Consider the following 12791-nt stretch of genomic DNA (forward strand, 5'->3'; position numbering starts at 1 on the left):
AAGGTTACTTAATCTACGTGAATTTTGCAATAATAATATCATGACAAATTTATTTTATCATTATTTTACAAGTATTATGCATAATAATTATGACATTGATAAATATTGGAATAAAATAATGAATTGACTTGTTTGTTTTTTTTTATAGATTAGCTGTCGAAAAACAATAACCTGTGACTAATATTCGTAATTACTCCTCAAGATCTGCATTAAGCATTATTATTAAGATTTATTCCCTGATTTTTCTTATACAATCCTAAAATTTAAAATATATAATACGACGAGATCTGTCGCTCAACCTATTTATTTTTGTTGCCTCTTCAAAAAGTAAACAACTTAATGCGTTGATATTATCAACCGATAAACTAACTATGAAAAAACATTTACTCTGGGTATCATTTCTCAGTATGACCCTTCAATTGCAGGGACAGGAAGTCCTTTGGCAAAAAGACATCAAATCCTCCACTCAGGATTTTCTTAATCAGGTTACCACAACGATAGACGGACAGTATTTGATTTCCGGAAGTTCAATACAGTCGTCTAGGATAGCTGAACAAGGTAAATCAAATAATGGATATGACCTTCATCTGGTTAAATTGAACCAGCAGGGAGAACAACTATGGGAAAAATATTTCTCAGGAAATAAACATGATTACTTAGCTGCCACTGTTGCCACTCAGGAAGGAGGTTTTTTGGTTGCCGGGACTTCTTATTCACAAAAAGGTATTGATAAAAAAGATGATTCCAAAGGTGGATCTGACATCTGGCTTATCAGACTTAATGAATTTGGGGACGAACTATGGCAAAAAAGCTTGGGAAGTCCCTCTGATGAACAAGCTAGAGCCGTAATTCAATCTACAGATCTTGGATTTTTTGTTGCTGGAAATGTTCAGAATGCACCTAAGGGTTACGGATCTAAAGATGCATGGATTATAAGATTGGACAAAGACGGCAAAGAACTTTCTCAATTGATATTAGGAGGCAAAGGACTTGACGAAGTGGAGAAAATGATTCCTACCAGAGATGGTGGCGTTTTACTCGGCATCTATTCCAGAAGCACTGCTAACGGATCCAAGAAAACCGAAAATTATGGTGAGGGTGATTACTGGATTGTAAAATTGTCTAAGGACAATAAGATTGAGTGGGAAAAGAATTTCGGAGGAAAAGATGATGATCATATTAGAACCCTGGCTTTAACCCCAAATGGTTTTGTCATTGGTGGAGAATCCAGATCAGAACAATCTGGAAATAAGTCTGTTGACCTGGAAGAAGGAACTGATCTTTGGTTTATTTCCTTAAACGAACGAGGTGAAGAGCAATGGCAAAAGTCTTACAGTTTCAAAAACCGTGATGTTTTGATGGGAATGAATATCATTCATTCTTCTGATGACAAATCATCAAAAGGAATTTTATTAGGCGGATATACCCAGGCTGAAGGAAGAATTGAAACTGATGATGAGACTTTCTGGATGTTATACCTTGATGGTAATGGAAATGAGCAGTGGAGAAAACATGTCAAAGGAGAATCCAGAAAAAGAGAGGAAAGACTTTCAGATCTTAAATTAAATAAAGATGGCTCTATTATTCTTGCCGGAACAAGTGCTGAAGAATTAGGCAAAGAAAACTGGAAAATTGTCAAACTTGGAGATAAACAGGTCAAAGACCTTGTCGAGAAATATGATATCAAGATCTACCCTAATCCAGTATCTGACTATGCCTATGTGGAAATCGGCTTTGAATTTAAAGAAGCTGATATTTTTTTATATGATATGAGTGGAAGGCAGCTTCAGAATCTAAAAACAAAAAATCCTGTTACTAAAATTAATACACAAACTCTTGTACAAGGTGCTTATCTGGTGACCATAAAAACTGACAATAATAAAACAGCAAATGCAAAGCTGATAAAAAAATAGACAAAGATTAGAAATGAAAAATATATTATTGATTACAGTATTGCTTATACATTCTGTAATCTTTTCACAAAGTTATTTAATACCCTACATTCCAAAGGTACAATCTCCCAATGCATATAACTTAGGAATGTATGGTAACTATCCCATTGATCCTTCAACTGGAGTGCCGAGAATAGATATCCCATTGTACACCATCAAAAGTGGAAAATTGTCCTTTCCCATTTCAATATCCTATCATGCTAGCGGTATAAAAGTAAATCAGGAATCATCGACAGTGGGGTTAGGATGGGTTTTAAATGCAGGAGGAATGATACAACGAAACCTAAGAGATGTTCCTGATGACAAACCAGGTAATGGATTTTTAGCAGTAGGTAATAATATCCCTGTTTACAATGATATTGACCAACCTCTAATTTCAGGAGCAGGAATAATTGGAAATAATCCAACGATTAAGAGCTATTACAATAACAGCGCCAACGTAATGGAAGAAGGTCCAAACATATTGCACAAAGATACATCTCCCGATTTTTTCAATATTGTAACTAATTTAGGTCTTTCTGGTTCATTCTGCTTAAACAATAGCGGACAATTTGTTAGCAGTGAATTAAATCCTCATAAATTGGATATAGACTTATTAGGTGCATTAATGAATATCACGGATGAAAATGGAAACACATACAGGTTTGGAAAAGATTTTAAGAATAATCTTAAAACTGAAATGGTGTATGACACCAAAATTCGTATTGATAAATCAAATTCCGGGACAACTTATGATGTACAACCTGGCTTCTATGACTCATCGTGGCAATTGACGGCCATTATTTCTGCGGATAAAAAAGATACCATTCAAATTGAATATAATAAATATAGATCTAAGAACTATTTTACACTTGCCTCAGAAAGTAAAACAAACGTAATAGCGATGGATCCCAATCATCAAGGAGGCTACGGAAAGCAGTATTTAGACACAGAAGTAGATGCGTATGTTATAAGTAAAATTAAATACAGAGATGGTTATGTACAGTTTTTAATGAATGATGACCGCCTGGATATCCATCCTCTCAGTAACAAATCTCCACGTATTTCGGGATTAGTGGTATATGACCTTCAAAATAGAATGATTCAGAAAGTTACTTTTGAGAATAACGATTATTTTGAAAGGCCCAAAATTGCAGACATAAACTACCTATTTCAAGAATATTATAAAAAGAGTCTTAAGCTAAATGCTGTAAAATTTTATGATCGACAAAACACTTTTGTAAACCAATATCAATTTGGATATGATTATTCCACACCTTTACCTGCAAGGGAATCTACTTATGGAATCGATTTTTGGGGATATTACAATGGAAAAAATAGCAATACTACTCTACTGCCTACTGTATTGTTTGACAATGTAGTAAATGCCGGGACATTGACAAATGAAAATCGTCAGGCTGAATTTTACTTCATGAAATCAGGGGTTCTTAATAAAATTATTTATCCTACAGGTGGTTCGACTACATATGAGTATGAACCTAACTTCTTTTTGACCAAAGAACAAGGTTCCTCTTTAGAGGTTTTTGATGGAGCTGCAGGTGCATATGCATTAAAGAGCGCTGCTACATGCATAGAATTTGGTCCTGAAGAATCACCCCATACTATAAAGGAATATAATATTACAACACAGGCTTTTGGGGTTATAACATTTGATATTATGCTATCCGGTCATTATAGTTTAGGCCAGCCACTAACAGCCACTATTGAAGTTGACGGGCTGACCAAAACAGTAACACACGGTCCAACTGGATCAAGTAATATAAAAACCGAAACATTTACTTTTGTTATTCATCAGGGTTCTCACATTAAAATCGATTTGGATACAAAGAATGCAACTGGTCCTTCACCTGGAAGCCCGTGTAACAGCCCTTTTATTTCGGTTTCTGGCAGATATAAATATTATGCACCTGTTCCCTCTGAAAACATTGTACCTAAAGTGGCTGGAGGTTTAAGGGTGAAAAAAATCCTAAATATGGACAGTAACAATACAGTATTAGCCCAAAAAACCTATAAGTATGGATCAAAACAAATTAATAGTATTGGAATAGGTAAAATACTTACAAATCCATTTGAATTTGAAAATTATTATAAACGATATACACGTTTTAATGTAAATGCTACTAACTATACAGCAGAAATGAATGTCATAAGTTCAAATCCAATGGTGGAAATATCATATAGTAATGGATCACCAGTATTTTATGACAAGGTTACTGAATTTATATCTGATAAGGACCAGGAAAATATTAAGCTGGGAAAAAAAGAATATTATTATGAAGAAAAGGGGGTTGATAGAATATATACCAGTAACACTTTGGTTCCATACCCAAGATATATTTATCCTGACTGGAAGAAAACAAACCTAGTAAAAACCATTACTTATAAAAACGATAATAACATTTATTTTCCAGTGAATAAAGAAACTTATCAATATTCAAAAATGAATGAAAACAGAATAAGAACACTCAATATTTTTGAGCGTGATACAGAGGCTCTTTCATATATTACTTCAGGGACGACTGGGACGCCAGGGGTAACTACGATAGGAGGCAATCCTGAAAGATTCTATTATTTCAATGATTACGTTTCTGTTGGTAGGCAGTCCCTACTTAATAAAGAAGTTACGGATTATGTATATGGATCTCAAAAAGATTCTCTTACGACTAAAATAAATTATCAGTATACGAACCCTCTGCATTATCAAATAACAAGAGAAACAACAACATTTCCAGATGAGTCAGTAAATCAGAAATTACTGTCATACGCGCATGATAAAAATAATCAAAAATTGGTTATGGCTAATATGATAGGTTTTCCATTAGAAACCACCTTGATAAAAAAAATGAATATTTCAGATTCAGGAAAAATAATCGATAAAAATGAAGTGAAATATGAGAACCCCAATGATGTATATCCAAGTTCTGTGTTATCTTATAATCTTCAGAATAATGCTTCGATGATAGATGCCACATTTGATTCATATGATGCGAATGGAAATCTTCTGCAATACACAACTAAGGAGGGTATTTCGACGGTAATTATTTGGGGCTACAAAGGGACTCAGCCTATTGCTAAAATCGAAAATGTAAAACTTGCTGATATTCAATCATCATTGATAACTTCTATTATGAATGCTTCTGATTTGGATGGTAATGCAGGAGCTAACAATGATGAAACAACACTGCTAAATGCCTTCAAAAACTTCAGGAATAATTTACCTAATTATCAGATCACTACATACACTTATGATCCAATGGTTGGGGTACGAAGTATCACAGCACCATCTGGTATCAGAGAAGTATACCTATATGACACAGCAAACAGGCTTGACAAGGTAGTTGATGCAAATGGAAAGGTATTGAAGGAAATGAAATACAACTATAAAAACTAATAATTGATGAAAAAATTAATAATCCCCATAGGAATTCTTTTTTTAGCAGTTACCCTACAGGCACAGGTTCAATTGCCTAGTGGTCTTACAGGTTTAACGAATGAGAATTATATTTATAGCAGAACTTATCTTGAGGCAAAAACTCAGAGTGACGCCAATGCCAGACAGATACAGAGTGTACAATACTTTGATGGGCTCGGAAGACCCAAACAAATCGTAAACGTAAAAGCCTCTCCGTTGGGCCGGGATGTGGTAACCCACATTGAATATGATCAATTTGGCCGACAGGTAAAAGATTATTTACCTGTTCCGCAAGCCAATACTTTGAATGGAGCAATTGTTCCCAATCCTTTGGTCAATGCCACTCAGCCTGCTTTGTATGGTTCTGAGAAAATTTATGCCGAAAAGATATTGGAGAATTCCCCATTAGACAGAATCCAACAGCAGATACAGGTGGGTAATGATTGGTCAAATAAACCTGTTAAATTTAAATATGAAGCAAATCTTGAGGGGGAAGTAAAAAGAATTACAGCCACAGCAACATGGTCAAATGGAACTACCGCCTCTGTTTTGGATGCTACTATAGTGAACTATCCTGCCAATCAACTGTATAAAACGATAATCACTGACGAAGATGGCAATCAGACCATTGAATTTAAAAACGGTCAGGGACAGGTTATTCTGGTCAGAAAAGTACTTGATACATCGCAAAATGCAGATACCTACTATGTCTATAATAACTTTGACCAGCTAGCCTTTGTGATCTCTCCAAAGGCTGTAATAGCTATCAATGACGTGCCGGCAGGAACTGCGATACCTGTTAATATTTTAAATGAGATGTGCTACCAATACCGTTATGATGGTAGAAACAGGGTTGTGCTTAAAAAACTTCCGGCTAAAGGCTGGGAATACATGGTGTATGATAAAGCTGATCGTGTGATCATGACCCAGGACGCCTTGATGGGAGCCAATAAACAGTGGCTTTTTACCAAATATGATTCTTTTGGAAGGATTGCCTATACCGGAATTTATACCTCCACTCAGGACTATGGACCAGCGGGAAGAGCTGTCGAACAGGTGTTGGCGGACGCCTTAATCGTAAATAAGGTGACCAGGACTTCAGCAGTAACCTTTACGCAGAATGGAATGCCTGTATATTATGACAATACAGCCTCCAGCTATCCTCAGACCATTACTCAGCTTTTAAGTGTCAACTATTATGATACCTATCCTGGATATGATTTTACCCCAGCTTTTCCAGGAGATATTCTGGGTGAACCTACTTTGTCTCAGGATGTCAATGCGACAGCAGATGGAATAAGCACTAAGGGACTTGCGTTAGTAAGTCTGTTGAAAAATGTTGAAAACGATAATTGGACTAAGAACTTTAATTACTACGACCGTAAGGGAAGAATTATTGGAACCCATTCCATTAATCACCTGGGAGGATATACCCGAAATGAATCTCAATTGGACTTTGTCGGAACTCCCTTAAAGATAAATACTGTTCATCTAAAATCTTCGGGAGTACAGGCTGTTATAATCAAAGAACGTTTTGTATACGATGCCCAGAACAGGCTAAAGCAGCATTATCACCAGGTAGATAGTAATCCGGAGGAATTATTGGCAGATAATACCTATGACGAATTATCGCAGCTTTCCAATAAAAAGGTAGGTAACAATCTACAAAGTATGGACTATGTCTACAACATCAGAGGTTGGCTTACTGATATCAACAAAGACGACATGGCTACGCCTAATCTGGGAGGAAAGTTGTTTGCCTATAAAATAAAGTACACCCAAAGAGAGGGAATTACAAATCCGGACCCTGCTTTATTTTCTGGTAAAAATGTAGAATCTAAATTTAATGGGAATATCACAGAGGTAGACTGGAGAGCTGTGGAAAATGTAGGCGCTAATCCGACTATAACTCCAAAACGCTATGGGTATGTATATGATAAACTTAATAGATTAACAGCAGGCTATTATCAAAATCCACAAAATCCGAACAGTAAGGAAAATACCGAATCTATTGATTATGATATCAATGGAAACATTATCAATCTATATCGTACTTCGTTAGTAGAAACCGGAACAACAGCTACTGTCATTGACAGATTGCGATATACATATGCAGCAGGGGGCAATAAACTGACCAGTATTATTGATGACCAGCAGAATCCCACGGGCTATGAAGGTGGTGGAAATACAATTATCTATGATTTCAATGGAAATATGACCAATATGAAGGATAAAAATATAGGGAAGATCAGCTATAATTTTCTTAACCTTCAGAATAAGATTGAAAATATAAATGCAACATTGCCAACAATAACCTATCTCTATAGGGCTGATGGTAGTAAATTACAAAAGTACTATCTGTCTACAGAATGTGGATTTGCAGGCTGCAATATGATCCCTATTTATACGGATTATCTGGATGGTTTTCAGTATGTCAATAAGGGAAATCCTATTGGCGGCGGTAGTTCTGAAAGTTTTGCACTGAGTCAGGAAACTGATAGGGCGATGGAAATACAGGCATTTTCTACTAATATAAGTACACAAAAAGTGATAGCATCAGGGCTACGTTTTTTTCCAACAGCAGAAGGTTTTTATGATTACGGTTTAAAGAAGTATATTTACCAGTACAAGGATCACCTTGGAAATGTGAGAAAAAGTTTCTTAAGAAACAGCGAAGGTGCTCTGGAAATAACCGATAGCAATGATTATTATCCTTTAGGAATGAATCATCTCAATACAGGAAATGCATTTTTTGGACGTGATACCTACCAAAACTATAAGTACAACGGCAAAGAGCTGCAGGAGACAGGGATGTATGATTACGGTGCGAGATTTTATATGCCGGATTTAGGTAGATGGGGTACGGTGGATCCATTGGCAGAAACTTCGAAAAGATGGAGTCCATATACTTATGCATACAACAACCCAATCAGATTTATTGATCCTGATGGTATGCAAAATAAAGACATCCACCTTTTGGGAAATTTAGCAGATAAAGCACTTGAGCAATTAAATGCAAATAGTAGCCTTGCTATGACTAAGGATTCCAATGGAAAATTAGATACTGCACGGCTAAGTAAAAGCGCCTATAATAAGTTATCAGATACGGATAAGGTGTTATATGATGGTATAAAAAATAGCCCAAATACTGATTCTAGAATTTATGCTGATAATAATAATATAGCACCGGATGGAGGATTGATTCCAGGAGGATCCTTTGGTGGAGCTAAGTATGATTCAGCAACGGGAATTAGTACAGGAACTCAATATACAAATCCTGATGTATTAGGAAATGCGGAAAGTTTTACAGGAACTCAAAAAGGAACTGGAATAACACATGAAGTTGTCGAAAATGTGCTGATTACACAAGAATCTTTAAATACAAAAACAGATGTTACAATAAAAACAGCATTAAATCCTAGCCCAATATTTGATAAATTCCATGATCAAACAAGAAGTATGATGCCATATGATAATTTAGTCATATCAGCTAGGACAAGATTTGAGACTGTTGGGACAATGACAAGAAAGTATTATGAAGGTTTTGCTGGAAAAAAAGATGTTAACGGAAAAATTCAGACACAACCTTTGTATAAAGTTTATTCGGATGATAAAAAATTAAAAAGATAATTATATGAAAAATATATTTTTTTTATTTTTCTCCTTTATTTGTAGTTGCCAAACAAACAATGTAATTGTTAGTTCTAAGCCTGTTTATATAAAGAGAAAAATAATTTCCTTTAAAGAGAATAATGAAGTTAGGGTATTAATAGCTGACAATAATGATATTATAGAAGTATTTAAAGAAAATATGTCTAATAAATGTAAAAAAATTAAATTAGGAAAAAGCTATTCTTTAAAAATAATTCCAGTTAGTGACTTAATACAACACGGTGTCGAATCTCCAAATGAATACATTTTAAATGATTCAACTACAATTAATTATAATCATTATTATACTTTAGAGAAAAAGCAAAATATTTGCATAACAAAATAGTTCAGATGTTAGACGTTACTATAACTATACGTACAATGGAAAAGAACTTCAAGCGACGGGTATCTATGATTATGAAGTAAAGATGTATATAGTGGATTTAGGATGAGGCGGCTTGTTTTGGTATAGTAACGATCTTTCTGAAATCTTACTAAGTTGTATAAGTAAAATAATGAAAATACATCATGATGCCATAACGTGACGGTGGTTCAAAAGTTTTAAGCTTCGTAGTCTAACACTTATTTAATAATTACTATATTTGTGATATCAAATTAGAACGTTCTTTAAATCTTTTTGTTAGATTTTGTAGATTAAAATATTAACAGAGCTGTGGCAAATTCGTGCCTATCGTTGTAAGAATAATTGAAAAGTATTTCATTTTCAATTGATTACATTAAAAAGTTCGAATCCCTCACTCTCCGCAAAAAAAGCCTTAGAATAAAATTCTAAGGCTTTTTATTTTTGGGGAGGCAAAGATGGAATCAATTGCATTGATTCTTTCTAAACAGATGCATAACCTATGACTTTATCAGCAGTTTTTATAACAATTCCTAGCTTTTCTTTGTTTTAATATAAATCTATATTTTTATTACACCCCCTCACTTTAATCCGGCATTCTCAACATTCACATTAATGAAGGGTTGCCCATCAAGACAAAGATCATTCATATCTGGAGAACTAAAATCAGCATCTTCAAATTCACAGTTTTCAAAAATTGTTTTTCTAAGATTCGTCAAAATAAGCAAGCCGAATATTACAAAATACTACGATCTATCCCCAATTTAAATTAACTTCGTATCACCAATAATCAAAACAACAAATACATGTTAGAGATCAGAACCTGCTGCGAAAATTGCCAGAAACCCTTACCTTACGATTCCTCTGAAGCTATGATCTGTACGTTTGAATGTACCTTTTGTAAAGATTGCGTTGACCATATTTTTAAAAATGTATGCCCGAACTGTGGTGGTGGATTAGAAAAGCGCCCCATAAGACCCAAAAGTCTTCTTACAAAATATCCTGTAAGTTCAGAAGTGGTATATAAACCAATTAACGAAGCTGAATTCAAAATTAAACAAGAAAGGTTAATAGACATTCCTTTAGGCGAACGATAAAATCTAATCGTCATAGATTGACTTCCATTTGCATACACCACCATCTACAATTAAATCCATTACTACAGATTAAAACATGAAAAAATCATCACTGTATATTGTCTTATTTCTTCTTTTATCAACAGTGAATGCCTATTCCCAAAAAACTGCAGATAAAGAGAATTTTACATTTCAGGTACAAAATGAAGAAGGAGATCTGAATAAGGATAAGTGTAATGACAAAGTGGTTGTAGAAATGGATTTGAAGGATGAAACCAGACCCTTAAAATTACAGATATTTCACTCACAACCTGATAAAAAACTTCAGCTCGTAATATCCTCTACCAAAATCATTGAAAGCGAATATCCCACCTATAAAAAAAGAGAGCATAACGGAAATAACATTCCGTATTTTATTATTGAAGACGGAAATTTAAAAATGCTTACCAATATTAATAACCGGAAAAGCAGTTATGAATTCAGGTTGAAGCAAAATAATTTTGAACTGATTAAAATATCAAGGGTATCCTGGGATGGAAAAAATACTACGTCCGAAACAGAAATTGATTTACTAGCAAAAACTAAATTAGAATTTCAGCAAGAACTAGGTTCAGATAAAATTTTAAATAAAAAGACTCAAAAAATCAAAATCAATGCGTTGCCGAAAATTCACAATCTAAGTTTTTCTGATTTGGAAAAATATTAAAATATTCTATTTAATATCTTTCGGGACCAAATAAATGCTTAAAATTCAGGAGCCTGTACAACACAAAAGGAATTACCATCAGGATCAAGCAAAACTACATAGTCTGCATCTTGTTCATAATCCCAATCTTTCATTCGTGTGGCTCCTAAGTTGAGTAGCCGTTCTACTTCTGTTGCCTGATCGTCTGTTATCAGATCTATATGATGCCTTTTCGGCTCCGATGAAGTAGTGAGTTTTAATGAAAGTTGAATCCCCTGTCCGGTCTTGGAAATCAGAATGGCAAAATCAGGCTCAGGTTCTCTTTTGAGCTTATAGTGCAAAGCTTCAGACCAAAAAGCTATAGCTGTATCCATATTTTGTACTCCCCACACAATTGACAATATCTTTAAGCTCATATTTTCCTCTTATTATATAAATTAGTATTTTTTCATATACAGACCATAAATTTAACGAATATAGTTTGTTGGAAAATAATATTTTATGAGTCCGGTCATCTAGCCAATGGCATATAAAACATTCGATCATACCAATAAGTGGTACCGGAATTGCAACTATAATAATCATCACACTAAATTTAATATTATGGCAACGAAAACAGTAACAAAAAAAGCAACTCCGGCTAAATCTACCGCAACGAAAAAAACGGTGAAAACCCCTGCAAAGAAAAATGCAGCAAAAGAACTGAGAGATCTATTTGAAGATGGTATGAAGGATATCTATTGGGCTGAAAAGGCTCTGGTAAAAGCTTTACCCAAAATGTATAAAAATGCAACGGACAAAAAACTTAAAACAGCCATTGAAAATCACCTGATGGAAACACAAGTACACGTTAAAAGGCTTGAAGAGTGTTTTAAATCCATCAAAAAAAGGGCACAGGCAAAAAAATGTGACGCAATGCAAGGTCTATTGGACGAAGGCAAAAGTATCATGGAAGAAACAAAGCCCGGATCTGTAAGAGATGCCGGAATTATTGCAGCAGCACAAAAGGTAGAACATTATGAGATTGCAACTTATGGAACTCTTGCAGCCTATGCGAAGATTTTAAAAGAAAATGTATGTCTTAAGAATTTCCTGGCCACTCTTAATGAAGAAAAAAAATGTGATAAGCTCCTGACAAAGGTTGCTGATATAGGATTAAACAGCAAGGCATTATAGCCATCATTGCTCATATAGGTAACAAAATATCTTCCTTTAGTGGAGGATATTTTGTTATGAGCTTATGACAAATTTTCATCAATGATTCTGAGATGGAGTCTGTTGCAAGTTAAAAACAGTACCCGCCGGATCTGTGATCCAGTGCATATTTTCCGGAAGTTCTTCAATTTCGTCACAGGTTTCAACTCCGTTCGATTGCAGATATTGGGTTGCTTCCTCAACATCAGGAACCGTTAGTTGCAGCCAGGTTTCAGAATGAGTGTAATTATCCACACAATCTAACCAAATGATATTGTTACCAAACTTCACTTCGTGGGTTCGGGAAACTGTTGGATTATCAATCTTCTTCTCTTCTACCGGTAGCTTTAAAATATCTCTGTAGAAAGCAACGGTTTTCTCGTATTTATTCTTTGGAATTTTAATGGCAATATTAATCCCTGCCTCAAATTGGATACTCATATCTGATATTTTTTGTTTT

The 12791-nt window shown here is 34.7% G+C and carries 10 protein-coding genes; 7 read left to right on the forward strand and 3 right to left on the reverse strand.

The window, feature by feature from the left end; translation table 11 throughout:
* Positions 1–371 precede the first annotated feature (371 nt).
* From EG344_RS02465 to EG344_RS02480, 4 genes are read left to right on the forward strand one after another with little or no spacing between them, the layout of a single operon-like run.
* The gene (locus EG344_RS02465; protein ID WP_123908123.1) at positions 372–1913 is read left to right on the forward strand and encodes a T9SS type A sorting domain-containing protein; all 1542 of its coding nucleotides are present in this window, start codon (positions 372–374) and stop codon (positions 1911–1913) included.
* A 13-nt stretch (positions 1914–1926) separates the two neighbouring features.
* Entirely contained in the window at positions 1927–5343 is a 3417-nt protein-coding gene (locus tag EG344_RS02470) for a hypothetical protein (RefSeq protein ID WP_123908124.1), read from the forward strand.
* A 6-nt stretch (positions 5344–5349) separates the two neighbouring features.
* Positions 5350–8994: a DUF6443 domain-containing protein gene (locus EG344_RS02475; RefSeq protein ID WP_123908125.1), complete on the forward strand. Its 3645-nt coding sequence runs from the start codon at positions 5350–5352 to the stop codon at positions 8992–8994.
* A gap of 4 nt (positions 8995–8998) precedes the next feature.
* Positions 8999–9361: a hypothetical protein gene (locus EG344_RS02480; RefSeq protein WP_123908126.1), complete on the forward strand. Its 363-nt coding sequence runs from the start codon at positions 8999–9001 to the stop codon at positions 9359–9361.
* 596 nt (positions 9362–9957) lie between these two features.
* Here EG344_RS02480 and EG344_RS24490 read toward each other — a convergent pair.
* On the reverse strand, positions 9958–10104 hold the full coding sequence (locus EG344_RS24490) for a pentapeptide repeat-containing protein (RefSeq protein ID WP_410493989.1): 147 nt from the start codon (positions 10102–10104) through the stop codon (positions 9958–9960).
* Between the two features lie 78 nt (positions 10105–10182).
* On the opposite strand from EG344_RS24490, the gene EG344_RS02490 reads away from it, so the two are divergent.
* The gene (locus EG344_RS02490) at positions 10183–10473 is read left to right on the forward strand and encodes a DUF1272 domain-containing protein (RefSeq protein ID WP_123908127.1); all 291 of its coding nucleotides are present in this window, start codon (positions 10183–10185) and stop codon (positions 10471–10473) included.
* A gap of 76 nt (positions 10474–10549) precedes the next feature.
* On the forward strand, positions 10550–11158 hold the full coding sequence (locus EG344_RS02495) for a hypothetical protein (protein WP_123908128.1): 609 nt from the start codon (positions 10550–10552) through the stop codon (positions 11156–11158).
* A gap of 38 nt (positions 11159–11196) precedes the next feature.
* On the opposite strand, the gene EG344_RS02500 is transcribed toward EG344_RS02495, so the two are convergent.
* On the reverse strand, positions 11197–11511 hold the full coding sequence (locus EG344_RS02500; RefSeq protein ID WP_250255204.1) for a VOC family protein: 315 nt from the start codon (positions 11509–11511) through the stop codon (positions 11197–11199).
* Positions 11512–11740: 229 nt separating this feature from the next.
* Between EG344_RS02500 and EG344_RS02505 the strand changes: the two genes are divergently transcribed.
* Positions 11741–12313, forward strand: a complete 573-nt coding sequence (locus EG344_RS02505) for a ferritin-like domain-containing protein (RefSeq protein ID WP_123908130.1) — start codon at positions 11741–11743, stop codon at positions 12311–12313.
* A gap of 78 nt (positions 12314–12391) precedes the next feature.
* On the opposite strand, the gene EG344_RS02510 is transcribed toward EG344_RS02505, so the two are convergent.
* Positions 12392–12772, reverse strand: a complete 381-nt coding sequence (locus tag EG344_RS02510) for a VOC family protein (protein WP_123908131.1) — start codon at positions 12770–12772, stop codon at positions 12392–12394.
* Positions 12773–12791 lie beyond the last annotated feature (19 nt).

It is taken from the genome of Chryseobacterium sp. G0162 (assembly GCF_003815715.1).
Classification (GTDB): Bacteria; Bacteroidota; Bacteroidia; order Flavobacteriales; family Weeksellaceae; genus Chryseobacterium.

Bases quoted from the DNA above. Each gene is read 5' to 3' on its own strand.
- EG344_RS02480 (WP_123908126.1), top strand. From the start codon at position 8,999: ATGAAAAATATATTTTTTTTATTTTTCTCCTTTATTTGTAGTTGCCAA.
- EG344_RS02510 (WP_123908131.1), bottom strand. From the start codon at position 12,772: ATGAGTATCCAATTTGAGGCAGGGATTAATATTGCCATTAAAATTCCA.
- EG344_RS02470 (WP_123908124.1), top strand. From the start codon at position 1,927: ATGAAAAATATATTATTGATTACAGTATTGCTTATACATTCTGTAATC.
- EG344_RS02505 (WP_123908130.1), top strand. From the start codon at position 11,741: ATGGCAACGAAAACAGTAACAAAAAAAGCAACTCCGGCTAAATCTACC.
- EG344_RS02465 (WP_123908123.1), top strand. From the start codon at position 372: ATGAAAAAACATTTACTCTGGGTATCATTTCTCAGTATGACCCTTCAA.
- EG344_RS02495 (WP_123908128.1), top strand. From the start codon at position 10,550: ATGAAAAAATCATCACTGTATATTGTCTTATTTCTTCTTTTATCAACA.
- EG344_RS02475 (WP_123908125.1), top strand. From the start codon at position 5,350: ATGAAAAAATTAATAATCCCCATAGGAATTCTTTTTTTAGCAGTTACC.
- EG344_RS02490 (WP_123908127.1), top strand. From the start codon at position 10,183: ATGTTAGAGATCAGAACCTGCTGCGAAAATTGCCAGAAACCCTTACCT.
- EG344_RS02500 (WP_250255204.1), bottom strand. From the start codon at position 11,511: ATGGATACAGCTATAGCTTTTTGGTCTGAAGCTTTGCACTATAAGCTC.